Annotated in this window: 26 protein-coding genes and 1 pseudogene; 26 read left to right on the top strand and 1 reads right to left on the bottom strand. The window is 39.5% G+C overall.

The genetic code is table 11. From position 1 onward, the window contains the following. Nucleotides 1-10 precede the first annotated feature (10 nt). The 13 genes and pseudogenes from gmk to ACQKIH_RS01135 all read left to right on the top strand — a co-directional run bounded on the left by gmk (nt 11) and on the right by ACQKIH_RS01135 (nt 12999). Entirely contained in the window at nt 11-628 is a 618-nt protein-coding gene (gmk, locus tag ACQKIH_RS01195; protein WP_057985865.1) for a guanylate kinase, read from the top strand. Between the two features lie 4 nt (nt 629-632). Continuing rightward, the gene (rpoZ, locus tag ACQKIH_RS01190; RefSeq protein ID WP_057985867.1) at nt 633-857 is read left to right on the top strand and encodes a DNA-directed RNA polymerase subunit omega; all 225 of its coding nucleotides are present in this window, start codon (nt 633-635) and stop codon (nt 855-857) included. 274 nt (nt 858-1131) lie between these two features. Continuing rightward, a pseudogene (coaBC, locus tag ACQKIH_RS01185) lies at nt 1132-1680 on the top strand (bifunctional phosphopantothenoylcysteine decarboxylase/phosphopantothenate--cysteine ligase CoaBC); the annotation flags it as partial. 17 nt (nt 1681-1697) lie between these two features. Continuing rightward, nucleotides 1698-4106: a primosomal protein N' gene (gene priA, locus ACQKIH_RS01180; RefSeq protein WP_427762974.1), complete on the top strand. Its 2409-nt coding sequence runs from the start codon at nt 1698-1700 to the stop codon at nt 4104-4106. Between the two features lie 23 nt (nt 4107-4129). After that, nucleotides 4130-4621 (top strand): peptide deformylase, encoded by a 492-nt coding sequence (gene def, locus ACQKIH_RS01175; protein ID WP_057985871.1) that lies wholly within the window; start codon nt 4130-4132, stop codon nt 4619-4621. Nucleotides 4622-4624: 3 nt separating this feature from the next. Next, entirely contained in the window at nt 4625-5566 is a 942-nt protein-coding gene (gene fmt, locus ACQKIH_RS01170) for a methionyl-tRNA formyltransferase (protein ID WP_427762972.1), read from the top strand. Then, nucleotides 5563-6924, top strand: a complete 1362-nt coding sequence (gene rsmB, locus ACQKIH_RS01165) for a 16S rRNA (cytosine(967)-C(5))-methyltransferase RsmB (protein ID WP_427762970.1) — start codon at nt 5563-5565, stop codon at nt 6922-6924. The genes fmt and rsmB overlap by 4 nt, the downstream gene beginning before the upstream one ends. Before the next feature lie 3 nt (nt 6925-6927). Next, on the top strand, nt 6928-8076 hold the full coding sequence (rlmN, locus tag ACQKIH_RS01160; RefSeq protein ID WP_057985876.1) for a dual-specificity RNA methyltransferase RlmN: 1149 nt from the start codon (nt 6928-6930) through the stop codon (nt 8074-8076). A 9-nt stretch (nt 8077-8085) separates the two neighbouring features. After that, nucleotides 8086-8832 (top strand): Stp1/IreP family PP2C-type Ser/Thr phosphatase, encoded by a 747-nt coding sequence (locus ACQKIH_RS01155; protein ID WP_057985878.1) that lies wholly within the window; start codon nt 8086-8088, stop codon nt 8830-8832. 2 nt (nt 8833-8834) lie between these two features. Beyond that, entirely contained in the window at nt 8835-10811 is a 1977-nt protein-coding gene (gene pknB, locus ACQKIH_RS01150) for a Stk1 family PASTA domain-containing Ser/Thr kinase (RefSeq protein WP_427762967.1), read from the top strand. A gap of 11 nt (nt 10812-10822) precedes the next feature. Further along, entirely contained in the window at nt 10823-11704 is an 882-nt protein-coding gene (rsgA, locus tag ACQKIH_RS01145; RefSeq protein WP_427762965.1) for a ribosome small subunit-dependent GTPase A, read from the top strand. A gap of 3 nt (nt 11705-11707) precedes the next feature. Further along, entirely contained in the window at nt 11708-12373 is a 666-nt protein-coding gene (gene rpe, locus ACQKIH_RS01140; protein WP_427762963.1) for a ribulose-phosphate 3-epimerase, read from the top strand. After that, the gene (locus tag ACQKIH_RS01135; RefSeq protein ID WP_427762961.1) at nt 12370-12999 is read left to right on the top strand and encodes a thiamine diphosphokinase; all 630 of its coding nucleotides are present in this window, start codon (nt 12370-12372) and stop codon (nt 12997-12999) included. The genes rpe and ACQKIH_RS01135 overlap by 4 nt, the downstream gene beginning before the upstream one ends. A 223-nt stretch (nt 13000-13222) precedes the next feature. Here the strand turns inward: ACQKIH_RS01135 and rpmB are convergent, their stop codons facing one another. After that, a complete protein-coding gene (gene rpmB / locus ACQKIH_RS01130; RefSeq protein WP_057985888.1) occupies nt 13223-13411 on the bottom strand; it encodes a 50S ribosomal protein L28 in 189 nt (62 codons plus the stop codon). Between the two features lie 429 nt (nt 13412-13840). On the opposite strand from rpmB, the gene ACQKIH_RS01125 reads away from it, so the two are divergent. From ACQKIH_RS01125 to plsX, 13 genes are all read left to right on the top strand, one after another. After that, complete coding sequence (locus ACQKIH_RS01125; RefSeq protein ID WP_057985890.1) at nt 13841-14203, top strand: Asp23/Gls24 family envelope stress response protein; 363 nt, start codon at nt 13841-13843, stop codon at nt 14201-14203. A gap of 18 nt (nt 14204-14221) precedes the next feature. Then, on the top strand, nt 14222-15868 hold the full coding sequence (locus ACQKIH_RS01120; protein ID WP_427763121.1) for a DAK2 domain-containing protein: 1647 nt from the start codon (nt 14222-14224) through the stop codon (nt 15866-15868). 160 nt (nt 15869-16028) lie between these two features. Next, nucleotides 16029-16691, top strand: coding sequence for an L-serine ammonia-lyase, iron-sulfur-dependent subunit beta (sdaAB, locus tag ACQKIH_RS01115; protein WP_057985895.1), 663 nt, complete (start codon nt 16029-16031; stop codon nt 16689-16691). A 12-nt stretch (nt 16692-16703) separates the two neighbouring features. Next, nucleotides 16704-17624 (top strand): L-serine ammonia-lyase, iron-sulfur-dependent, subunit alpha, encoded by a 921-nt coding sequence (gene sdaAA, locus ACQKIH_RS01110; RefSeq protein ID WP_427762958.1) that lies wholly within the window; start codon nt 16704-16706, stop codon nt 17622-17624. A 239-nt stretch (nt 17625-17863) separates the two neighbouring features. Then, nucleotides 17864-18529: a nitrous oxide reductase accessory protein NosL gene (locus ACQKIH_RS01105; protein ID WP_427762957.1), complete on the top strand. Its 666-nt coding sequence runs from the start codon at nt 17864-17866 to the stop codon at nt 18527-18529. Then, nucleotides 18522-19775, top strand: a complete 1254-nt coding sequence (locus tag ACQKIH_RS01100; protein WP_427762955.1) for a right-handed parallel beta-helix repeat-containing protein — start codon at nt 18522-18524, stop codon at nt 19773-19775. The genes ACQKIH_RS01105 and ACQKIH_RS01100 overlap by 8 nt, the downstream gene beginning before the upstream one ends. Further along, nucleotides 19772-20230 carry a nitrous oxide reductase accessory protein NosL gene (locus ACQKIH_RS01095; protein WP_427762953.1) on the top strand — a complete coding sequence of 153 codons (459 nt, stop codon included), beginning with the start codon at nt 19772-19774 and terminating at the stop codon, nt 20228-20230. The genes ACQKIH_RS01100 and ACQKIH_RS01095 overlap by 4 nt, the downstream gene beginning before the upstream one ends. Further along, nucleotides 20227-21027 carry an ABC transporter permease gene (locus ACQKIH_RS01090; RefSeq protein ID WP_427762951.1) on the top strand — a complete coding sequence of 267 codons (801 nt, stop codon included), beginning with the start codon at nt 20227-20229 and terminating at the stop codon, nt 21025-21027. Before ACQKIH_RS01095 ends, ACQKIH_RS01090 begins: the two co-directional genes overlap by 4 nt. Next, complete coding sequence (locus ACQKIH_RS01085) at nt 21024-21707, top strand: ABC transporter ATP-binding protein (protein WP_427762949.1); 684 nt, start codon at nt 21024-21026, stop codon at nt 21705-21707. Before ACQKIH_RS01090 ends, ACQKIH_RS01085 begins: the two co-directional genes overlap by 4 nt. A 119-nt stretch (nt 21708-21826) precedes the next feature. Continuing rightward, entirely contained in the window at nt 21827-23866 is a 2040-nt protein-coding gene (gene recG / locus ACQKIH_RS01080; protein WP_057987108.1) for an ATP-dependent DNA helicase RecG, read from the top strand. A gap of 90 nt (nt 23867-23956) precedes the next feature. Then, nucleotides 23957-24379 (top strand): VOC family protein, encoded by a 423-nt coding sequence (locus ACQKIH_RS01075; protein ID WP_427762947.1) that lies wholly within the window; start codon nt 23957-23959, stop codon nt 24377-24379. 117 nt (nt 24380-24496) lie between these two features. Next, nucleotides 24497-25066, top strand: coding sequence for a transcription factor FapR (fapR, locus tag ACQKIH_RS01070; RefSeq protein WP_057987123.1), 570 nt, complete (start codon nt 24497-24499; stop codon nt 25064-25066). Further along, nucleotides 25066-26061: a phosphate acyltransferase PlsX gene (plsX, locus tag ACQKIH_RS01065; RefSeq protein ID WP_427763120.1), complete on the top strand. Its 996-nt coding sequence runs from the start codon at nt 25066-25068 to the stop codon at nt 26059-26061. The genes fapR and plsX overlap by 1 nt, the downstream gene beginning before the upstream one ends. The last annotated feature ends 26 nt before the right edge of the window (nt 26062-26087 follow it).

Here is a 26087-nt window from a genome sequence, read left to right as displayed (position 1 = left end):
GGAGTTACACATGAATAAACGACGTGGCTTATTAATAGTATTATCAGGTCCATCAGGTGTTGGGAAAGGGACTGTTCGTAAAGAGCTGTTTTTACAACCTGATACGAACTATGAATATTCGATTTCGATGACAACGCGAAATCCTCGCGAAGGAGAAGTAGATGGTGTAGACTATTTCTTTAGAACGCGTGAACAATTTGAACAATTAATTACACAAGGTGGTTTGCTTGAGCATGCTGAATTTGTTAGTAATTATTACGGCACACCGCTTGCCTATGTAAAGGAAACGTTAGAAGCAGGTCGTGACGTATTTTTAGAAATCGAAGTTCAAGGTGCCGCACAAATTCGAGAAAAAGCACCAGATGCGTTGTTTATCTTTTTGGCACCACCAAGCATTTCTGAATTAGAGCAACGTTTAGTTGGGCGCGGAACAGAAACAGAAGAAGTGATTGCGCGCCGAATTGCAACAGCTCGTGAGGAAGTTGAAATGATGAGTTTATACGATTATGTCGTAGAAAATGATCAAGTTCAAAATGCATGTGATAAAATTAATGCCATTATTGTGGCAGAGCATTGTCGCCGTGAACGTGTAGAAAAACGATATTTGTCAATGTTGAGAGGAGAATAAAATTATGTTATACCCATCAGTAGATAAGTTAAAAACACAAATCGATTCAAAATATTCTTTAGTGAGCCTAGCTTCAAAGCGTGCGCGTCAAATGCAAGAAGAGGGCGGCGAGCAATTAAGCTCATACGTATCTTATAAGCCAGTTGGCCGTGCTTTAGAAGAAGTAGCAGCAGGAAAGCTTAAAAAAGCGGAACAAGATGCATCAACGATTTATGAGGATGAAATTTAACCTGTTTAACTAGATTCAGCCGGGGTTTGAACCCCTGCTGAATCTAGTTATGCCCCGGCGGATGTCACAGATTTTTAGGGGAGTTTTTCGAGCGACCTCGAAAAAAATCTGGACGCAGTTACGCCGAGGCGTAACTGATTAAAGAAGGGACATCATCTTCTGCTAGTTGGTAGAAGGTCGTCCTTTCTTTGTCATTGAATTCGATATTACTTGTAAAGTAGCTCCCTTAGAATTTTTCTTTGGGAGCTTGTCATTTGAAAGGAAGGTTTCGAACATGAAAAAGAGCAATGTGTTAGTGTGCGTTTCAGGGGGAATTGCCGTGTATAAAGCGGTCGCGCTCGTTAGTAAATTATCACAAGCAGGCATGAATGTGAAAGTGATCATGACCGCTTCGGCGCAACAATTCGTCACACCTTTAAGCTTTCAAGTTATGTCAAAAAATGATGTGTTTTATGATACATTTGATGAAAAAAATTCAGCTGTCATTGCTCATATTGATTTAGCGGATTGGGCGGATTTAATTATAGTCGCACCAGCAACCGCCAATATCATTGCGAAAATGGCCCATGGCATGGCAGATGATATGTTGACAACAACATTACTTGCCACAACATCACCGATTTGGGTAGCTCCGGCAATGAATGTACATATGCATGAACATCCAGCAGTGTTACGAAATATTGCCCAGCTAGCAGAAGATGGTATTCAATTTATTGAGCCATCAGAAGGATTTTTAGCATGTGGTTATGTAGGAAAAGGGCGTTTAGAAGAGCCCGAAAAAATTACGGCGCTTGTTGTCAATCATTTTATGAAAAGTGCTGAAAGTGAAGCGAATGGGTAATGGTTATTGCAGAAGTAATTGTGGATGTATCCGCTTATCCAGTCGATCGTCCATTTGATTATGTCATTCCCGATGAGTGGTCGGAGTTAATAGAAAAAGGCTGTCGTGTAAAAGTACCGTTTGGTCCGAGAAATGTTCTAGGATTTGTTGTAGGGATAAAAGATGAAACGGACGTACCATTAGATAAAATGAAGTCCATTGCAGAAATTTTAGATATCGAGTCTGTGTTAACAGATGAAATGTTGAAAATGGCAAAATGGTTAAAAAATCAAACGATCTGTTATGAAATTGATGCCCTTCAAGTAATGCTACCAGGTGCATTACGAGCAAAGTATGAAAAATTTGCTGTCTTGGTAACAGAAGTCGAACAATTGCCTGAAGTGATTCAACCATATTTTGTGAAAAATGCGAGAGTGAATCTCAAAATTATTGAAAAGGATGCTTTACTAAAGCCATTAAAGCAGGCTGTTCATAAAGGGGATCTCCTAATAGATAACGTTGTAAAGCAACAGGGGCAAATTAAGCAAGTGCGAAAAGTTCAAATTGCTTCACTTGCGCAACTGGAGTCCGTTGAAGCAGAAATGACGACACGAGCTCCGAAGCAAAAACAACTTGTGCAATGGATGAAACAAAATGAAAGTCAATTATTCACAGCAGATGAAATTTGTAAAGCAGTGGACATCACGAATGCCGTGTTAAACAATGTGATTGAAAAAGGGGCAGCGGTATATATTCATCAAGAAGTGTATCGTGATCCGTTTACGAAAGAAGTTGCTCGAACGGAATTTTTACAATTATCCAATGAACAAGATGTTGCTTTAACACAAATAAAGAAAGCGTTAGATGAAAAACGCCAAGAAACATTTTTACTGCACGGTATTACAGGTAGTGGTAAAACAGAAGTGTACCTGCAAGCGATTCAACAGGCGATTGCCGAGCAAAAAGAAGCGATTGTCCTCGTACCGGAAATTTCCCTAACGCCGCAAATGACCGAACGCTTTCGGTCGCGTTTTGGCGAACAGGTTGCGGTTATGCATAGCGGTCTTTCAGTCGGTGAAAAATATGATGAGTGGCGCAAAATCCAACAAGGAAAAGTGAAAGTCGTTGTAGGTGCACGCTCGGCTATTTTTGCGCCGTTTACTAATTTAGGCTTAATTATTTTAGATGAAGAGCATGAATCGACTTATAAGCAAGAAGATTCACCCCGTTATCATGCACGCGATGTGGCCATTTGGCGTAGTCAATATTACGATTGTCCTGTCATTTTAGGGAGTGCAACCCCCGCATTAGAATCCTTTGCACGAGCGAAAAAAGGGGTATATACATTATTGACGTTAGAAAATCGTGCGAAAAACCAAGCATTGCCAACCGTTCATATTGTAGATATGCGTGAACAATTGAAGGAAGGCAATCGTTCGATGTTCTCGCAACCATTAGCAGAAGCATTGCGCGTGCGTCTTGAAAAAAGAGAGCAATCCGTCCTCTTTTTAAATCGCCGTGGCTATTCCTCTTTTGTGCTCTGTCGGGATTGTGGTACGACGGTTCAATGCCCCAACTGTGATATTTCGTTAACATACCATCGTTCGAATGAAAAGCTGAAATGCCATTATTGTGGACATGATGAGTATGTTCCGAGCGATTGTCCACAATGTCAAAGTGAGAACATTCGTTATTTTGGAACGGGTACACAAAAAGTTGAAGAAGAAATTTATAAGCTCTTTCCAGAGGCTCGCGTTTTACGGATGGATGTAGATACGACGAAGCAAAAAGGTGCACATGAAAAAATATTAGATGCATTTGGTGCAGGAGAAGCGGATATTTTATTAGGCACCCAAATGATTGCAAAGGGACTAGATTTCCCTAATATTACGCTCGTTGGTGTGTTAAGTGCAGATACGTCCTTGCATTTACCAGATTATCGTGCGGCTGAAAAGACATTTCAATTAATGACCCAAGTAAGTGGACGGGCGGGGCGTCATGACAAACCGGGTGAGGTATTCGTTCAAACGTATACGCCGGAACATTATGCGATTGAATTATCGAAAGAGCAGTTATATACTCCGTTTTATGAACGTGAAATGTATAGCCGACATACAGCAGGCTATCCGCCGTATTATTACATTGCGCTCATTCAAGTTTCGCATGAAGATGTGATGTTGGCAGCGGAATATGCAGGGCGGGCTACAGAATATTTACGTTCGAACTTATCCTTCGATGTTTCTGTCATCGGTCCAACGACGGCAAGCATTAGCCGACTTCAAAATAGATATCGTTACCAATGTTTGATAAAATATAAAAAAGAACCAAATTTAATTCCAGTGCTTTTACAATTAATTAAAATGTATCGTTCAGATTGGATTAAAAAAGGCATCGTGTTAACGGTTGACTTAGATCCAACAATGATCTAAAGATTAGAAAGAGGTATACAAATATGGCTATTAAAGAAGTAGTAAAAAATCCAGCAAAGATTTTATCGCAAAAAACAAAAGAAGTAGAAGTCATCAATGAAGAGATGATTCAGCTTTTAGATGATTTATATGACACAATGGTTGAACATGATGGGGTAGGTATTGCTGCGCCACAAATTAATGTTGGCTTACGTGTTGCGATTGTTGAACTAGGTGAAGATATTTTAGAAATGATTAACCCGATCATTATTGAAACGCGCGGTGAAGCAGAAGATGTAGAAGGTTGCTTAAGCTTCCCAGATTTATTCGGTATGGTCAAGCGTCCAACGTATGTGAAAATCGAAGCTTCTGACCGTGAAGGCCGAGTTTATGAGCTTGAAGCAGAAGATTTTGAAGCGCGTTGTATTTTACATGAAATTGACCATTTAGATGGTGTGTTATTTGATTCGAAAATGACACGTGTATTAACAGCAGCTGAGCTAGAGGAACTATATGCGGACGAAGAGGAGGAATAATCGATGACAAAAATCATCTTTATGGGTACTCCTGCTTTTTCTGCGCCAATTTTGCGCATGCTACATGAAGAAGGTTATGATGTAGCAGCTGTTGTCACACAGCCAGATCGTCCAGTTGGGCGCAAAAAAGTATTAACGCCTCCACCGGTAAAGGAAGAAGCGTTAGCACTTGAAATCCCTGTTATTCAGCCAGAAAAATTACGTGGTTCACAGGAATTACAAGAAATTTTAGCGTTAAAACCTGATTTAATTGTAACAGCGGCATTCGGTCAAATTTTACCGAAAGAATTACTTGATGCACCAGAGTTAGGTTGCATTAACGTACACGCGTCGTTATTGCCACATTATCGTGGTGGTGCACCAATCCACCAAGCGATTATTGACGGACAAGCAAAAACAGGTATTACGATTATGTATATGGCTGAAAAATTAGATGCTGGCGATATTATTTCCCAACGTGAAATCGCGATTGAAGAGACAGATCATACAGGCGGCATGTTTGAAAAATTAAGTGATGTCGGTCGCGAATTATTAAAAGAAACACTGCCATCTATTATTGCACGTACAAATGAGCGTATTGTGCAAAATGAGGATGATGTGACATATGCACGAAATATTAGCCGTGAGCAAGAGTTAATGGATTGGAATAATGAAGCACGTACATTATATAATCAAGTGCGTGGTTTACATCCGTGGCCAGTTGCTTATACAACTTTTGAAGGGGCGAACTTTAAAGTGTGGTGGGCAAAGTTAGGGGAAACAGTGACAACTGCTACTCCTGGTGAAGTCATCAACATTGCAAAGGATCATTTCGAAGTTGCAACAGGTGATGGCAACACATTAGCACTTTATGACGTACAGCCAGCTGGGAAAAAGCGCATGACAGCAGAGGAGTTTTTACGTGGTACGGGCTCGAAATTACAGATTGGGGACCGCTTTGAATGAGTAAAAAAAAGCCAGTAATTTGGGATGGTAATGTACGTGATGCGGCTTTAACGATTTTATTAACAGTCGATAAAAGCCAAGCGTATAGTAACTTACTATTACACCAAACAATTGAAAAATATAAAATTGATGCAAAGGACCGTGGGCTGTTAACAGAGCTTACATATGGAACTTTGCAACATAAGCTAACGTTAGATTATTACCTAGAGCCATTCATTCGTGGAAAAGTAGATATTTGGGTACGTTGGTTACTGCGTATGTCACTATACCAAATGCATTATTTAACACGTATACCTGCACATGCAGCGGTGAATGAAGCGGTTGAAATTGCGAAACGTCGCGGACATCAAGGGATTGCCTCAATGGTCAACGGTATTTTACGTTCGATTTTACGTGAGGGTGTTCGTTCAACAGATTTAATTACAGGTGACAATGAGCGTCTTGCCATTGAAACGAGTCATCCACAGTGGATTGTCGATCGTTGGGTGGAGAGCTATGGCTTTGATGTGACACGTGAAATGCTACAGGAAAATAATATTGCCCCGTTGCAAACGGTTCGTGTCAATACGACAAAGGCAACAGTAGAACAAGTGTTGACAACATTAGAGCGTGAAGGTGTGAAGGCGCGTCGCAGTAAATATATGCCAGAATGTATTCATCTTGAAAGTGGTCAAGCAGCTCGTACAGGTGCTTTTCGTAATGGATTAATTACGATTCAAGATGAAAGCTCGATGATTCCTGCAACGGTGTTAAACCCACAGCCTGGCATGAAGGTGCTTGATATGTGTGCCGCACCAGGAGGAAAAACAACTCATTTAGCTGAAAAAATGCAAAATGAAGGGTTAATTTTAGCGACGGACTTACATTCGAAAAAATTAGATTTAATCGATGAAAATACAACGCGCTTAGGGCTTGATATCGTTCAAACAGCACCACTCGATGGGCGTAAGGCGGCAGGTATCCTTCCCGCAGAAAGCTATGATGCAATTCTTGTAGATGCGCCGTGTTCAGGGTTAGGTGTTATGCGCCGTAAGCCAGATATTAAATATACAAAACGCGAGGAAGATTTAGAAAGCCTACAATCGATTCAACTTGCGATTTTAGAAAATGCAGTTCAATTATTAAAAACGGATGGTCGATTAGTGTATTCTACTTGTACAGTGGATCGTCGTGAAAATGAAGGTACGGTAAACGCCTTTTTAGCTGCACACCCAGAAATGGAAGCAGTACGTTTAGAAAATTTACCAGCACAATTAGAAGCGAAACAACATGACGGTATGCTACAAGTATTCCCGCAAGATATTGGTAGTGACGGATTTTTCGTTGCTGCATTCGTAAAAAAAGGAGCGTCCAATTAAACAATGGAGCAAGAACAATTAAAACAATTTGATGAACGTATTCAGGATTTGGTAGAAGAAACAGCAGAAACACCAGCGCGTCGTGAGAAAAAAGAAAAGCCACAATTAAAGCCTTCTATTTACTCACTTCGTCTAGATGAATTAAAAGATTGGTTAGTAGAGAATGGTGAAAAAGCATTCCGAGCAGGCCAAATTTATGAATGGCTGTATGAAAAACGTGTTAAAACATATGATGAGATGTCAAACCTATCAAAAGGTTTACGTGAAAAGTTGGAACAACAATTTACATTAACGACGTTGTCAACGATTATTAAACAAGAATCAAAAGACGGCACAATTAAATTTTTATTCCAATTACAAGATGGCTATTCAATTGAAACGGTATTAATGCGCCATGAGTACGGAAATTCAATTTGTGTGACAACACAAGTAGGTTGTCGTATTGGCTGTACATTCTGTGCGTCAACATTAGGCGGACTAAAACGTCATTTAATGGCAGGCGAAATTGTGGAGCAAGTTGTAAAAGTACAACAACAGCTAGATGAATTAGATGAGCGCGTATCAAGTATTGTTATTATGGGAATTGGTGAACCATTTGACAACTATGATGCGATGATGAGTTTCTTAAAAATCATGAATGATGATAAAGGATTAAACATCGGAGCCCGTCATATTACTGTATCTACGTCTGGTATTGTGCCGAAAATTTATGAATTTGCGGATGAAGGCATGCAAATTAACTTTGCGGTTTCATTGCACGCACCTAACCAAGAAGCTCGTCAAAAATTAATGCCAATTGCACGTGCATACAAGCTAGAGGCATTAATGGATGCTGTAAAATATTACACGCAAAAATCAGGTCGTCGTGTCACGTTTGAATACGGCTTAATGTCAGGTCAAAATGATACGGAAGAAGTAGCATTAGAGCTTGCTGCATTAATTAAAAATATTAAATGTCATGTGAATTTAATTCCAATTAACTACGTGCCAGAGCGCGATTATATTCGTACATCACGTAGCAAAATTTTTGCATTTGAAAAAACGTTAAAAGAAAAAGGGATTAATGTAACGATTCGTCGTGAGCAAGGTGCAGATATTGCAGCGGCTTGTGGCCAATTACGTGCGCAGGAACGATCAGAAGAAACAAAGTAGGTGGACTTTATGAACTTTACAGTGAAAAGTGATATTGGATTAAAGCGAACGATAAATGAAGATCGGGCGGCGTTTTTTGAGCGCCCCGATCAATATAAGCTTGCAATTTTAGCAGATGGCATGGGTGGGCATAACGCAGGTGATGTAGCAAGTGAAATGGCTATAAATGAAATGCAGCAGTTATTTATGAATATTGATGCACAACAATTTGCAACAACGCAATCTCAGATGGAATGGCTTCGAGATGCCATTTCCCATATAAATTATAAAATTTATCAATATTCATTATCGCATGAAGGCTGTAAAGGGATGGGGACGACACTCATTGCCGTACTACTTGATCAAAATCATTGCATTATTAGTCATGTGGGAGATAGTCGTACGTACTTGTTTACTAATGACGAAGCAAATTTAATTACGCGTGATCATTCATACGTAAATATTTTAGTGGAAAATGGGGAAATTAGTGAAGAAGAGGCACAGCATCATCCACAGCGTAATTTTATTTTGAAGGCGCTAGGCACAGAACCGCATATTGAACCTGATTTTTATGAAATTGATCTACAGGATGAAGGGTATTTACTCATTTGTTCGGATGGTTTAAGCAATAAATTGTCAATCTTTGAAATGGCTGCCATTATTACACTGCCAGTTAAGCTACATGAAAAAGGTCGAAAACTTATCCAGCTCGCGAATGATAGTGGTGGAGAAGATAATATTTCCCTTGTACTAATTACAACCCAGGAGGAGGTGTAGGAATGCTTGTAGGTAAGCACATAAGTAGTCGTTATAAAATATTGCAATTAATCGGCGGCGGTGGCATGTCCAACGTTTATTTGGCACATGACATTATTTTAAATCGTGACGTCGCTATAAAAATTTTACGCTATGATTTTTCGAATGAAGAAGAATTGCACCGACGTTTTCAGCGCGAGGCATTGTCTGCAACAAGTCTTACACATCCGAATATTGTAAGTATTTATGATGTAGGTGAAGACGGAGATATGCACTACATTGTAATGGAGTACATTAAAGGGAAAACATTAAAGCAATACATACAAGAGTTTTCACCGTTATCTCCAGCGCGCAGTGTACACATTATGAAGCAATTAACATCCGCAATGTCTCAAGCGCATGAAAACGGCATCATACACCGTGATATTAAGCCGCAAAATATATTAATGGATGAAGAAGGTAATGTGAAAATTACAGATTTTGGCATTGCCACTTCTTTAGGTGCAACGTCGTATACACAAACGAATTCTGTAATCGGAACGGTGCATTATTTATCACCAGAGCAGGCGCGCGGTGGCATTGCTTCAATGAAGTCGGATATTTATGCACTTGGCATTGTGTTGTATGAATTACTCACAGGAGAATTACCGTTTTCTGGTGAATCTGCGGTGTCGATTGCATTGAAGCATTTGCAATCAGAAACGCCTTCTGTTCGTGAATTTGATGCATCGATTCCACAAAGTATTGAAAATATCGTGTTAAAGGCAACGTCAAAAGATATGCGCCATCGTTATGCATCCACAGAAGAAATGGAAGCGGATTTAGACACAAGCTTATCTGTGAAACGCAAAGATGAACCGAAATTCATGACACCGCTTGATAATGATGCAACGAAATTAATTCCGATTATTAAAGATCCAACACCAGTGCAGCCATCAATTCCAGCAAATATCGAGCCAACTGTTAAAATAGAACCACAAAAAGCAGAGCCCATTAGTAGTCCACAGCAAAAAAAGAAGAAAAAATGGCCGATTTTTGTAGGAATCTTTGCGGCGCTCGTTGTCATTGGAATTGTATTAGCCTTTGTGTTAACGCCGAATAAAATAGAAGTACCAGATGTTAAGAACTTGCCGATTTCAGAGGCGATTCAAACTTTAGAGCGTGAAGGTTTCGTTGTAGGCGAACAGGAAGAACGTAATTCGGAAGAAATTGAATCAGGCTCCGTTATAGAAATGAAGCCAGCAGCTAATTCAATGGAAGTAAAAGGGACGGAAATTAATTTAGTTGTCAGCATTGGTGAAGAAACAATGCTGATGGAAGACTATGAAGGTAGACCTGTCGAACAAGTGAGAACAGTGCTTGAAACACAAGATATTTTTAGCAGTGTAAGGATTGAAGAAGAGCATTCACCCGAAACAGAGGGGACAATTATTGGCCAATTCCCACGAGCGAATGAAGAAATTATCGCAAAAGAGACAGATGTTGTGTTGACCGTAAGTAAAGGACTAGAGCCTGTTTCTCTTATCAGTTTACTCGGCTACAATGAATCGAATCGTAAAGCCTACGAAAGAAGCTCAGGCTTTAAAATAAATGTTACGAGAAAAGAATATCACGCGACAGTACCGGTTGGCGAGGTGATTAGTCAAACACCATCTGCAGGAACGAAGCTGAACGTTGGCGATACGGTGAATGTCGTCATTTCAAAAGGGCCAGAAGCGAAGGCAGAAAAAGTATATAAAAAACCAATTACTATCCCATTTGAGCCACCAATAATTGAAGAAGGTATCGAACAAGCGATTGAACAAACGGTTGTTATTTATATACAAGATAAAACCCATTCATTGGCAGATCCGTTTGAAACAATCACAATTACAGAGCCAATACCTTATACAATCGAATTAACGATTGTTGAAGGGGAGAAGGGCGCGTACCAAATTATGCGTGATAATGTCGTCATTGAAAATCAAACGATTAAGTATGAAGATATTCCAAATAATTAAGGGGGGATTAGATGGAGCAAGGCCAAATTAGAAAAGCATTAAGTGGTTTTTATTATATAGAGAAAGATGGAAAGCTGATTCAATGTCGTGCGCGTGGGATTTTTCGTAATCGTGGAGAATCCCCGTTAGTAGGAGATTTTGTAGAGTATTCTTATGACGGGGAATCGGATGGATCTGTCGAAAAAATTCATGCGCGTAAAAATGAATTAGTACGTCCACCAATTGCAAATATTGACCAAGCACTTTTAGTATTTTCAGCAAAAGAACCGGATTTTAATACGATTTTATTAGATCGTTTTTTAGTCGTTTTGGAATCTTTTCATGTACAGCCGATTATCGTGCTGACAAAGTTAGATTTATTGAATGATGAGGAAAAACAAGCGCTCGGGCAATATGTCGCGGATTATGAGGAAATGGGCTATGAAGTCATCTTAACGTTTAAAGGTGATCCAACATTACTCTCGACATTAGGTCGTTATTTAAAAGGGAAAACATCGGTACTTGCCGGCCAATCAGGCGTCGGGAAGTCGACGTTATTAAATACGTTAATTCCATCATTGGAACTTAAAACAGCACATATTTCGAAAAGCTTAGGACGAGGCAAGCATACGACACGACATGTAGAGTTGATTGATATAGGTGAGGGTTTGCTTGCGGACACACCTGGATTTAGCTCGTTTGATTTTGATACTATTGAAAAAGAAGAACTATCAGCATGTTTACCAGAATTCCAACGTATTAGTGAAAACTGCAAATTCCGAGGTTGTTTACATATAAAAGAACCGAAATGTGCAGTGAAGGAAGCGGTTGAATCGGGAGAAATTCGTACTTATCGTTATGAACATTATCAACAGTTTTTACAAGAAATTATTGATCGAAAGCCGAGGTACTAAATTATGATTAAAATTGCACCATCTATTTTAGCAGCAAATTTTGCGAAATTAGGCGAAGAAGTGAAAGTAGTTGAAGCAGCAGGTGCTGAGCTGATTCACATCGATGTAATGGACGGTCATTTTGTTCCGAATATTTCATTTGGTGCGATTGCGCTTGAAGCGATTCGCCCTTTATCAACATTACCAATGGATGTTCATTTAATGATCGAAAATCCAGATCAGTACATTGAGCAATTCGCAAAAGCTGGGGCTGATTATATTACAGTCCATGTAGAAGCATGCCGTCATTTACACCGTACAATCCAGTTAATTCGTTCATTTGGTGTGAAACCAGGCGTTGTATTAAATCCGCATACGCCAATCGAAAGTATCCAACATGTATTAGAGGATATTGATATGGTGTTATTTATGACAGTAAACCCTGGCTTCGGTGGACAAAAATTCATTCACTCGGTCGTGCCGAAAGTGGCGGCCTTATCAGAAATTATTAAAGAGCGTGGTTTAAATATCGAAATTGAAATCGATGGTGGGATTAACGCAGAAACAATTATTCCATGTGCTAAAGCAGGAGCTACTATATTCGTAGCGGGCTCTGCTATTTATAGCAAAGAAGATCGCGCACAAGCTTTACAAGAAATTAAACAAGCAGGATTGGACGCTATTAAGTGATTGTAGCAATCTGTGCAGGCGGCCCTATAAAAGAGGTCGCCTTTTCTTTAATGCCTGATAAATGGATTGGTGTCGATCGTGGCGCGCTACATTTAATTGAGCAAAACATCCTGCCACATACAATTGTAGGGGATTTTGATTCAGTGACAGCAGCTGAATTTGCGCGAATTTCAGAAGTTGTCAATCATGTAGAGACGTTTCAAGCTGAAAAAAATGAGACAGATACGGATTTAGCTTTGCAACGAGCATTGCACTATGAACCGACGGAAATATGGCTTACAGGTGTGACAGGTGGCCGTTTGGATCATTACGAGGCCGCATTACGCTCCATTTATTCACTTCAAAAGCAGTTCCCTTCCATAATATTTAAAATCATTAACAGCCAAAATGAAATGCGTTTCTTATTGCCTGGGAAGCATCCTTTACATAAATCGGATTATCCGTTCCTATCTTTTTTTGCATATGGGCAAACAGTAAGAGAGGTGACGTTACGAGGGGTTAAGTATGAAACGACAAATGAAGTGATTGAGCAAGGAACATCTCGCTTCACAAGCAATGAAATCGAACAAGACGGGTATATCTCATTCAGCGAAGGCATATGTTTAATGATAACAAGCAAAGATTAAAGGGGGAGCCAAGCTGAGAGTTTATACTTTTCAATTACCGAGATGGATTAGTGGTATGGCAAGAGGATGCGTTAAATTATTTAGGAGAGATAAGAAAAACTAAGGCTTTTCATTTTAATAAGACTGGTTTAAGTTCATCCTAAAGGTGGGCTTGAATCAGTTTTTTTGTTGGCAAAAATTACGCAAAAAAGAGCATCAGCAAATGCTGATGCTCAGAACGCGATTAAACGCGCTCGATTTTACCTGATTTTAAAGCACGGGCAGAAACCCATACACGTTTAGGCTTACCGTCTACTAAAATGCGAACTTTTTGAAGGTTAGCACCCCAAGTACGCTTCGTTGCGTTCATAGCGTGTGAACGGTTATTGCCTGTACGAGCTTTACGGCCAGTAATTACGCATTGTTTTGGCATTGTAAAATTCCTCCTTACAGCTGAATCTGAAAGCTACATTTCAGTTCGATATTTCACATACCATAATAATTTAACATACCTATCGAATGAGTGCAAGACATTTTACACAACCTTTCAAGAAAAAAACCTTTACACCTATTTTAGCTTGAAAAGTTTAGAAATTGGTGGAAAAGAGAATGTGAAATAGATGGAATCCGTTCAGCATTTCATGGAGGACATAAAAAGAGGATAAACGTGCAAATTAATAGAAATGGTATGGCTGAATATAGCGGAATTAATAGCATAAAAAAATAAGAACTTTATTCTTTATCATGTCGAATTTTGAAAAAATAATAACTTCCAGCTAGACGTAAGTGAACGTTTTCTTTTATAATCGGTTTTTGTGTAGTACAATAGAGATTAGTCAAATAGAGCCAAGGGGGCATTATTATGTCAGTAGAATTGAATAACGAATTCGGCCATATTGATATTTCAAATGATGTGATTGCACAAATTGCTGGTGGAGCGGCAATCGAGTGTTATGGTATTGTAGGAATGGCGTCTAAACACCAAATTCGTGACGGATTAACAGATATTTTGCGTAAAGAAAATTTTGCAAAAGGTGTACTAATTCGCCAAGAAGGTGAAGACTTACATATTGATATGTATATCGTCGTAAGCTATGGTACGAAAATTTCTGAAATCGCATATCAAGTTCAATCGAAAGTAAAATATACAGTAAATAAAACATTAGGTATGAGCGTTAAATCGGTCAATATTTTTGTTCAAGGCGTTCGTGTTGCGAATGTGTAAGAGGAGGAAATGAATCGGATGAAGTCTTTAGACGGAATTAAATTTGCAGAAATGGTTCAAATGGGTGCACATCACCTTTACCAAAATGCAGGTTATGTAGATTCTCTAAATGTATTCCCTGTGCCAGACGGGGATACGGGGACAAATATGAATTTGTCTATGACATCTGGTGCGGATGAAACGAAATTACATGCGAGTGCACATATTGGTAAAACAGCACAAGCATTATCAAAAGGTTTACTTATGGGAGCGCGCGGAAATTCAGGCGTTATTTTATCGCAATTATTCCGTGGTTTCGGTAAGGCAATTGAGAAAAATTCTGAAATCGATGCAAAAGGCTTAGCAAATGCATTCCAAGCGGGTGTTGATACAGCATATAAAGCGGTGATGAAGCCTGTTGAAGGGACGATTCTGACAGTTGCGCGAGAAGCAGCAGCTAAAGGTGTCGAAGTTGCTGAAACAGAGGACAATCTTATTGCTGTTATGGAAGCATTTATTGAAGAAGCGCGTGCATCGCTTGATCGTACGCCTGATTTATTGCCAGTCTTAAAAGAAGTTGGCGTCGTGGATAGTGGTGGACAAGGATTACTTTTCGTTTATGAAGGATTCCTTGCATCGATGAAGGGTGAACCATTACCAGCAAGAAATGAATCTTCTTTAGATGATTTAATTAATGCAGAACATCACCGTGTACAAGACTTCATGGATACTTCTGCAATTGAATTTGGTTACTGTACGGAAATTATGGTTCGTCTTGAAGACGGAAAAGAACCGTTCGATGAAGAGCAATTCCGCCAAGAGCTAAATCCAATGGGGGATTCATTACTTGTTATTTCAGATGAGGAAGTGGCAAAAGTCCATATTCACTCTGAAACACCGGGTGCTGTGCTAGAAGCAGGGCAAAAATATGGTAGCTTAATTAAAATCAAAGTAGATAATATGCGTGAACAACATTCGGCTATTGTCAATGAAACTTCAAAAACACCAGCTAAAGCAAAACAGCAAAAGATTCCATATGCAATCGTTACAATTGCAATGGGTGAAGGTGTAGCTAATTTATTACGTTCAATTGGTGCATCGTATGTAATTGAGGGCGGTCAAACAATGAACCCTTCTACGGAAGACATTGTAAAAGCTGTTCAAGAAATTGGTGCAGAACGCGTACTTATTTTACCGAACAATAAAAATATTATTATGGCAGCAGAGCAAGCGGCAGAGCTTTTAGAAATTGAAGCAGCTGTTGTTCCGACAAAAACAATTCCACAAGGGATGGCGGCGATTTTAGCATTCAACCCAGAGGAATCTGTTGCAAATAATAAAAATTACATGGCAGAAGGATTTGCGCATGTAAAAACAGGTCAAGTTACATTTGCGGTTCGCGATACGTCAATTGACGGTGTCGAAATTCGTAAAGATGACTATATGGCTTTAGCAGAAGGAAAAATCATTTTATCGACATCTGAAATGATGGACGCTGCGAAACAAGTACTTGATAATTTAATGGACGAGGATTCTGAAATCGTGACGATTATTTTTGGTGAGGATGCAACGGCTGAGCAAGCAGAGCAGCTGCAAAGCTTCATTGAAGAAAATTATGAAGATGCAGAAGTAGAAATTGTTGATGGTAAACAATCACTTTATCCATTTATTCTTTCAGTCGAATAATGAATTGAAATTTATATTTTTCTGATAATCGACTCCCATTTACTAAACGGGAGTCGATTATTTAATTTGTAAGGTAGATTAAAACAGGAAATTTGTTTATTGTAGAATAAATAGGTACACTACTATTAATATAGTACATGAACTAGAAGGAGGTTGCACGGTGAAATTTACATCGGTTTTTGATATTATTGGTCCGGTAATGATTGGCCCATCCTCTTCACATACAGCGGGGGCCGCTCGAATCGGGCGTGTTGCAAGGGATTTATTTGGACGTCAACCAAAATGGGTGAAAATTTATTTATATGGATCTTTTGCTGAAACATATCGTGGTCATGGGACAGATGTTGCTTTAATAGGCGGCTTATTAGATTATGATACGGATGATGAAAGAATTAAAACCTCTTTTCAGGAAGCACAGGTAGCTAATTTACAATTTGAATTTTTCCCGGAAACGGCTAATAAAGAGCATCCGAATACAGCCCGACTTGTTATGGGTGATGACGACAATGAAATGAGCGTTGAAGGTATTTCAATTGGCGGAGGAAAAATTGAAATTAGTGAAGTGAATGGTTTTAAATTGCGTTTAACAGGTGGGATGCCAGCAATTTTAGTTGTGCATGATGACCGCGCAGGATGCATCGCTAATGTTGCGAACTGCTTAGCAATGCACAGTGTCAATATTGGGCATATGGAAGTATCGCGTATTGAACGTGGTTTAACAGCATTAATGGTTATTGAAGTGGACCAAAACATAGATAAACGGATTATCGACCAAATTTCGTATATTCCACATATTACGAAAGTGTCGAAAATTAACAACTAAGGGGTGACATGAATGGATGTATTATTCCATAGTGTGCGTGAGCTTGTAGAACGAGCTGAAACTGAAGGGAAGCTTATTTCTGAACTGATGATTGAGCAAGAAATATTAATAAGTGGGCGCACGCGTGAAGAAATTTTCGCGCAAATGGATCGCAATTTAGTTGTGATGGAAGAAGCGGTAGAACGTGGGTTACGCGGTGTTCAATCCGTGACGGGTTTAACAGGTGGCGATGCAGTATTAATTCAAAATTATATCGCTAGCGGTAAGTCATTAGCAGGCGATTTAATGTTAGATGCTGTTAGTAAAGCGGTCGCAACGAATGAAGTCAATGCAGCGATGGGGACGATTTGTGCCACACCAACTGCAGGTTCAGCGGGTGTCGTACCAGGTACATTATTTGCAGTAAAAAATAAATTAAATCCAACGCGAGAGCAAATGGTTCGTTATTTATTTACGTCGGGTGCATTCGGCTTTATTGTTGCGAATAATGCGTCAATTTCAGGTGCTGAAGGTGGCTGTCAGGCGGAAGTAGGAAGTGCTTCGGCAATGGCGGCAGCAGCAATTGTTGAAATGGCTGGAGGTACACCGCAACAATGTTCAGAAGGCTTTGCGATTACATTAAAAAATATGCTAGGTCTTGTATGTGACCCAGTTGCGGGACTTGTTGAAGTTCCTTGTGTAAAACGTAATGCAATGGGGGCATCTAACTCGCTCGTTGCAGCGGATATGGCACTTGCAGGAGTAACAAGTCGTATTCCATGTGATGAAGTCATTGGTGCGATGTATCGTATCGGACAGGCGATGAGCCCGAACTTAAAAGAAACGGCTCGTGGTGGACTTGCGGCAACACCTACTGGTAAAGCGATTACGCATGCCATTTTCGATGGTGGCGACTTAAAGAGTCTATTAAAATCACGAACGGCAAATAATTAAATGAAGGTTAAAAACACGTATTGATTCAGAATGATGAATGCGTGTTTTTTTTCTTGCTTAAAAATAGTGAAATCGACTTCACAAATTGCAACGATTTTTGTCATATGATTTTCAATCGAATTTCACAATTATTCAGTAAACTGAGGTTATATAAATGTTCGACAGGCAAGAGGTGGGAATTTGAATAGAATTCGATTTTCTGTGCGAACATTATAACTAACTGAAAAGAGGGATACATAGTGAGAAAATGGCTTGTGACAATTCCGCTGTTATTTACATTAGCAGCATGTGGAAACGATGAAAATGTGCAAAAAAATGATGCAAACAGTGAGACAAAAGTAAAAACAGAGACAGCTGTTGCACCACAAGCACCGACGTATTTATCGGCTACGGAAGACTGGGAAGTAGATGATCGTTTACAAGAGCCGACAGAGGAATCACTTTGTGAAATGTGTAATATGAAAGTGTATACACGTGAACATGACATGGGCGTGTTTTCTGCACAGGCGATAAAAGCTGATGGGACGACCGCGTTTTATGATGATATCGGTTGTTTAGTGAATGCGGAGTTAAAATTTAAAGAGCAAAATGAAAAATATGTAAGAGACTATATTTCATTGAAATGGCTAAATGTTGAAGAAGCCACAATTGTTAAAACCGAATTAAAATCACCGATGAACTGGGGTTATATTTTCTTTAAATTTGAAGAAGATGCGAAAACATATATAGCAGAAAATCCAACAGCATATGTGGAGGAATTAACAATCATTCAAACAGCTGCAAAAGAACGTATGATGAAAAAGATGAAGGAAAAAGAAGCCCAAGGTAAAGGTTCTGAGGAAATGGATGTTGAAGATCACGACGGTCATATGGAAACAGAATATGAGGAAAATGGGCATGAGTAATAGTGAAAAGGGCGTGTTATTGGCCCTTTTTTTCCTGTTGCATGTATTTTTTTCGGTAAATACTGCGGTGGCTAGCCCATTACAACAGCAAATCGATACATTAGAACCAGGTAAAGAGCTGTTGCTAAATGATGTTGTAATAAAGGAATCACTCACACTGACAAAGCCGATAACGATTCGTGCAAATAATGTCATAATGGACCAACCTTTAAAAATTGAATCTGACGATGTTCGAATTGAAGGGGTTCATTTTCGCGGTGAGCAAGGAATTGTTATGAAAAATGTAAAAAATATAACTCTTTTTAATGTTACATTTGCAACGAGTGGAGAGGGGATTTTTATTGCCGACTCACAAAATATTACACTCAAACAAATTGCGCTAAAGGGCATTTCGGACCAATTAGCTAAACGCAAGCACGGTATAACAGTTTTACGCTCTAAAACGATTTTAATTGATGATGCCAAATTAACGGGAACGCTTGATAGCATTTATGTAGAGGAGAGCAAGCAAGTTCGTATCCTCAATAGCCAATTACGAGATGGTCGATACGGTGTCCATAGTATGTATAGTGAGGATATTATCGTAGAAAGCAGCAATATTTCCGAGTATACAACTGGGATTATGGTGATGATGTCCAAAAATATTATGCTCAAGGATAATTTGGTCGCTCATCAGCAATCCGTTCATGGGACAGCATTGACGATTTATGACAGTCAATTGGCAACGATTCAAGAAAATGAATTACGTGAAAATAAAACGGCCATTCAGCTGCAAAAGGCGTCCGATATCGATATGTTGGGAAATGAACTCGTCATGAATGTTATTGTGATTAGTGGGATGGACGTTTGGGACAGTGTTTTTTCTAATAATCGTTTACGCATGAATGTATTAACAACAGCAAGTTCGATTGAAGGATTAACGTTGGCGCAAAATGCTTACGATGACTATGATGGCTATGATTTAGATGGGGATTATTTTGGGGATTCTCCTTATATTGCAACTTCTACATTTGGTCAATGGGTGTTAAAAAGACCAAGCTATCAATATTTTTTAGGAAGCAGTAGCGTGCAATTATTGACGACTTTAGATGAACTTTTATTGCTATCGTCACAAAATATATTGCTTGATGAACAGCCGAAATACGTTAAAAATGCATCGATTGAAATGAATTTTAAGTGGCCTTATTTCATGGTGAGTTTATTGCTTTTAGGGCTATTAATGACAGGGTGGAGGAAATTACGATGAAACGTAAAGTAATTTTATTATTTATGATGGTGCTTGTATTAACAGGCTGTGGCAATGCAAATTTAACCGCGCGTGAAATTCAGTTGGAAACGGATATTTGTGAAATATGCAATATGGCAATTTCTCATCCAGATTATGCAGCGCAAGCGATTTTTAATAATAACGATTATCAAGTTTTTGATGATTTAGGTTGCTTAATGGATTTTTTGAAAAGTGATTCGGCTAACGATGTCACAATTGCCTATATTTTTTCAGAGGATACAGGGCAATGGATTGATGTGAAGGAAGCACATTATGTTTACAATGCAGATTATTGGACGCCGATGAATTATGGTGTGCTTGCATTTGAACAGGAACAAGCTTTGACGGACTATGTGCATGAAAATGGAGATGGCCAATTAGTAAGCTATGACGCATTATTAACGGACTTTAAATGGGGAGTGCATACGCATTGATACTTTCAGAATTGAAGCAGCTCATTCGCAGTAAATGGCTATATATTGTCCTTGGCTTATTTTTATTATTATTTGTTTCCATTATGCTGTTACAGCAACTAAACGCTGGGCAGCAAATGATATTTGATCGCTACAATGCCTCTTTAGTGAATGTTTTATTATTTTTACTGCCATTATTTATTTTAACAATCGGTGCAATGGGGGTCGCACAAGATACGGAATCCGGGTGGTATCGCTTGCTTCGAACGTATCCACTATCTATTGGCCGTTATGTCTTTTCGAAATTCATTGCACTCGTCATCTTATTTTTACTTATTTTAGGAACAACAGAAGCGATTGTTCTACTAATCGGAAGTTTTCTTGGGGGCATGTCCATTCATCCAACATTTTTACTTTTGGCACTAGTACTTGTACTCATTGTAAGTGCATTAAGCATTTGGATTGGTACATTTGCGCGCCATCGACTTCATGCGCTCGGTTTAAGCTTAGGAGTATGGGGATTCTTTGCGCTGCTAAGTAATTATATCGTAATGGCTCTAGGGACGATTTTACCGAATTATGTGATTGAAAAGCTACTATATGTACACTTACATAGTAATCCATTTGAATGGCTGCGTTTTTTATTTTTATTAATGATTGAACAAACGGGTGTTTTAGGGAAATCCTTTTATAGCCTAACGCAATTTTACGAATCCGCAACGGGCATTGTAGTTGCAATTGCTTTGACACTGCTTTGGATAGTTTTACCGCTCCTACTTGCGGTGTGGCAATTGAGATGGAAGGAGAAGAATTCATGATTGAACTTATAAATTTAACGAAGCGCTATAAAGGCAATCGCGGCATCGGTCCGATTAACTACACGATACAGCCAGGGAAAATTACGGCACTTGTTGGTGAAAATGGGGCGGGGAAAAGTACGCTCATAAAGTTATTAATGCGTCAAATTCAACCTAAAGTTGGTGCGATTACCGGTATCGATTCGAATCGTATTCGCTTTATGCCAGATGACTTAGAGTTTCCGACAACATTAAAAATAAATGAAATTATGCAGCTATTAGGACAGCTGAAAAAATGCTCAGATGCCCTGCAGCAACAAGTATTGCAACATGTTGGATTGGAACGTGCAAGAAACGATGTAGTACGCAGCTTATCTAAAGGGATGCGTCAGCGCCTAAACTGGGCTCAGAGCATGTTAGGAGAAAGTGATTTATATATTTTAGATGAGCCGACAAACGGGTTAGATCCTTATTGGATTGCCAAGCTAAAAAAACATTTGCTAGAGGAAAAAGAGCGAGGGCAAACGATTTTATTTTCAACGCATTTATTAGCAACGGTGGATGAAATTGCAGATGAAGTATTGATGATTCAAAACGGAGAAGTTATTTTAGCGGGTTCTGTACAGCAACTAAAATCACAGTATGGCGTGCCCCATTTAGAACAGCTATGGCTCATGCTACGCAAGGAAAACGAAGGGTAGAGTGAAGGGGCACAGTTTAATTTGCTGTTGCCCTATTTTAATGCAATAAACCCGAACGTGTGCGCCTATTTTATGCTATGCTATAAAAAATAGATAATGCGTAAAGGAGGTCTCGGGAGATGATACAGGAACCGGTATCGAATTTAAAGGGAGTCGGTAAGGAAACGGCAGAAAATTTAGAGAAGCTAGGCATTCATACAATTGCTGATTTAATCTGGACATTTCCGTACCGACATGAAGACTTTCGTTTAAAAGATTTAGTGGAGACCCCTCATAATGAACGCGTGACGATTGAAGCGCGTGTGGAAAGTGCTCCAACCGCTTTATTTTTAGGGAAAAACAAATCGCGTTTGCAATTTTCAGCCCTTGCTGGGAGGCATTTAGTTAAGGTTGTGTTTTTCAATCAAAATTATTTGCGCCAAAAATTAGTTCCAGGGATGGTAGTCACGATCACTGGGAAATGGGACCGTGGGCGCCAAGTGATCGTTGGCACCTCGGTATCTTTTGGACCTAAAACAGAGCAGGTCGATTTTGAACCGGTATATAGTTTAAAAGGGAATATTCAACAAAAACGTTTCCGTAAATATATGCGTCAAGCGCTAGATGTAGCGGCAGCTGAACTTCCTGAATCATTGCCGTTAAAATTGCGGGAAGATTATCAATTGCTAGCTCTTCAAGATGCGCTGGAAGGGATACATTTTCCGACGGATGCCCAACACTCTAAACAAGCCCGTCGTCGTTTCGTTTATGAGGAATTATTAGAATTTCAGTTGCGCATTCAAGCGTTACGAAAAGTGAATAAGGAAAACGAAAAAGGGATTACGATTCATTATAATTTAAATAAACTCAAGGAATTTATCGCAACATTACCGTATGAACTAACGGGTGCGCAAAAACGGGTTGTCAATGAAATTTGTAAAGATTTATTGCTACCGCAGCGCATGAATCGTCTACTACAAGGAGATGTAGGGTCGGGGAAAACAGTCGTTGCTGCACTTGGGTTATACGCAGCTGTCACAGCAGGTTTTCAAGGGGCACTGATGGCTCCGACGGAAATTTTAGCTGAGCAGCATGCAGAAAACTTACATGCTTGGTTCGATCCGATTGATGTAAAGGTAGCCATGCTCTCGGGCTCGACAAAAGCAAAAGCGCGCCGTGAATTACTGGCGCAATTAGCAAATGGAGAAATTGATATACTTATCGGTACACATGCATTAATTCAACCAGATGTTGTCTTTCATAAATTAGGCTTTGTTATTACGGATGAGCAGCACCGCTTTGGCGTCGAGCAACGTCGGGTTTTACGTGAAAAGGGTGAAAATCCAGATGTGTTATTTATGACAGCAACACCAATTCCTCGTACGCTTGCCATTACAGCGTTTGGAGAGATGGACGTTTCCATTATTGACGAGTTGCCGGCTGGTCGTAAGGAAATTGAGACACACTGGATGAAAAAAGAACAAATGAATAGTGTATTAATGCGTATGGCACAGGAGTTAGAAGCGGGTCGCCAAGCGTATGTCATTACACCGTTAATCGAGGAATCCGACAAATTAGATGTGCAAAATGCGGTAGAAGCATATGAACATTTGCAAGCTTATTTTGGCAATCGATTTAAAGTTGGTTTAATGCATGGGAAACTGCATTCAGATGAAAAAGATGCGGTCATGCGTGCGTTTAGTGAAGGATCAATTCATGTACTAGTTTCCACAACGGTTGTCGAGGTCGGGGTAAACGTTCCAAATGCGACATTTATGACCATTTATGATGCCGAACGTTTTGGGCTCGCACAGTTGCATCAGTTAAGGGGACGTGTAGGGCGTGGTGAGCATCAATCGTACTGCGTGTTAATAGCCGATCCGAAATCTGATGAAGGAAAAGAACGAATGACGTCCATGACCGAGACGAATGATGGTTTCCGACTAGCTGAAAAGGATTTAGAATTACGTGGTTCGGGTGATTTTTTCGGTAAAAGACAAAGTGGCCTTCCAGAATTTAAATTAGCCGATCTCGTTCATGATTACCGTGCGCTTGAAACAGCAAGACAAGATGCGGCTCGTATGCTGTATGAGGAAGATTTTTGGCAGCAACCAGAATATGCCGTGTTAAGAGAAAAACTAGTCGATTCAGGTATTCTTGAAGGAGAACGAATAGATTAACGTGTTTAAAAAGTGAACTTTAAGGTAAAATTAAACAAGGATAATTCATAATTACAAAAACGATTATAAATGATGAAGAGGTGCAGAAGAATGTCTAAAATGACTCCTTATTTAGTATTCAACGGTGAAACGAGAGAAGCGGTACAACTGTATGCAAAAGCTTTTAATGCAAAGAATGTGGTTATTTCAACATTTGGTGAAATGCCACCTAATCCAGAGCATCCGATTCCAGAAGAGGCGAAACAATTAGTTATGCACGCATCGTTTGAATTAGAAAATAGTAAAATGATGTTTTCAGACACTTTTCCAGGTTCTCCTCAAGTAACGAAAGGTGACAATATTACGCTGGCCTATACGTCTGACAATGAGCAAGAATTACGGAAGATTTTTGAACTATTTGCTGACGGAGGAAATGTAACGATGCCGTTGCAAGAAACATTTTGGAGTAAATGCTATGGACAAGTAACGGATAAGTTCGGAATCGCGTGGCAATTAAGCTATGAATTAGAGTAGAATTTGAGGAACGTAACAAAAAACTGTTGCGTTCTTTTTTTTATCCATGTATATTGGTATTAGTACCAAGTGCTAATACTAATCAAATAGAAAATTGAAGGCAGGTAATAAGTGCGTATGAAGCGTTCCAAAAAAGAGCGTCAGTCGTTATTGACGGAAAAAATTACCGATAATCCATTCGTCACAGATGAACAACTAGCAGCTGAATTTAATGTGAGTGTTCAAACGATTCGATTAGATCGTATGGAGCTTGCAATACCGGAATTGCGGGAACGCATTAAAGATGTAGCAGCCAAAAATTATGATGAAGTAAAATCACTGCCACTAGATGAAGTAATCGGGGAAATAATTGACATAGAGTTAGATAATCGTGCATTATCGATTTTTGATGTAAGCTCAGAACATGTTTTTCAACGTAATGGAATCGCTCGTGGGCATCATTTATTTGCACAAGCCAATTCGCTTGCGGTGGCAGTAATTAATGATGAGCTCGCATTAACGGCAAAATCCAATGTGGCTTTTGTGAAACCTGTTCGCGCAGGTGATCGTGTTGTAACAAAAGCGATCGTTACGGGAAAGCTTCCTGAAAAAAATCGTACATTTATTGAAGTGACTTCTACCGTTGATAATGAAGTTGTATTCAAGGGTGATTTTGAAATGTACCGCACGAAAGGTGAAGAGAAATGATGAAATTAGCAGTAGATGGTATGGGTGGAGATAACGCCCCACAAGCGATTGTCCAAGGTGTTTTATTAGCGCTTGCGGATTTCCCGAATGTTGAAATCCAGCTTTACGGCGATGAACAAAAAATGGCGCCATTTATTCAGCAGCATGAACGCTTACAAGTAATTCATTGTACAGAAGTGGTTGAAGCAGAGGATGATCCGGCAAGAGCGGTACGTCGTAAAAAAGATTCGTCGATGACACGTATGTTAGAAGCGGTGGCAGAAGGTCGTGCAGATGCATGCTTATCTGCGGGGAACACAGGTGCTTTAATGGCAGGCGGATTATTTAAAGTAGGTCGTATCGATGGTGTTGCGCGTCCAGCACTTGCTACAACATTACCGACGATGAACGGCGATGGCTTTTTAATGCTTGATTTAGGCGCAAATGCAGAAGCAAAGCCTGAAAATTTATTGCAATATGCAATCATGGGCGATATTTATGTGAAAAAAGTGCGTGCTCAACAATCGCCGCGTATTGGGTTATTGAATATCGGTACGGAAGAAAAAAAGGGAAATGATTTAACAAAATCCGCGTATACACTGCTAAACGAAGCCAATTTTAATTTTGAAGGTAATGTGGAAGCACGTGAATTATTAAATGGGGTAGCGGATGTTGTTGTAACAGATGGCTTTACAGGAAATATGGTGCTTAAAAGTATTGAAGGAACAGCAGGAACGATTTTCAAAATGTTAAAAGACTCGTTTATGTCTTCTACAAAATCAAAGCTAGCCGCTGTTTTAGTTAAAAATGACTTAAAACAATTAAAAGATAAAATGGATTACACCGAGTATGGTGGTGCAGCATTATTTGGCCTGAAGTCACCGGTCATTAAAGCGCACGGTTCATCCAATCCAAAGGCAATTTACAGTGCGATTCGTCAAGCGCGTATTATGGTAGAGCATAATGTATGTGAAACGATTGCTGAAACGATTGCACAAATGCCAAAAACAGAGTAAGAGTTATTCACAAAGGGGAACTTATA

The organism is Solibacillus cecembensis, assembly GCF_050272495.1.
Taxonomy (GTDB): domain Bacteria; phylum Bacillota; class Bacilli; order Bacillales_A; family Planococcaceae; genus Solibacillus; species Solibacillus cecembensis.
The sequence above is the reverse complement of the archived record's forward strand: the minus strand, read 5'-3'. Positions and strand labels throughout refer to the sequence as shown.